Source organism: Jeotgalibacillus marinus, assembly GCF_040801915.1.
Classification (GTDB): Bacteria; Bacillota; Bacilli; order Bacillales; family Jeotgalibacillaceae; genus Jeotgalibacillus; species Jeotgalibacillus marinus.
Genome location: NZ_JBFMIA010000348.1, coordinates 1 through 222, shown reverse-complemented (window position 1 = coordinate 222; position 222 = coordinate 1). Strand labels below are relative to the sequence as shown.

Sequence of the window (222 nt, the reverse complement as noted above, 5' to 3'; positions counted from 1 at the left end):
AGCGATTTGTAGGCCTGTACTGGCACCTTTTGCTGCTGCATCAACCACGTTTGCTGCATCGTTGTCTGATGCCATTTCAAAATCTTCTGGGTCTGGACGATCATCTGTTTCTGGCACAAACATTTTCGCCATCACAAGACCTGCAGGAGCGGCCATAAAACTTGCAGCCAGAAGATACTCTAACGGGATGCCAAGTGCAGCATATCCCACCAAAACAGAACC

The 222-nt window shown here is 48.6% G+C and carries 1 protein-coding gene; it reads right to left on the bottom strand.

What is annotated here, in order from left to right; translation table 11 throughout:
* Window positions 1-222: nucleoside transporter C-terminal domain-containing protein (locus AB1471_RS18135; protein WP_367781103.1), on the bottom strand; the 222-nt coding region annotated here is incomplete at both ends.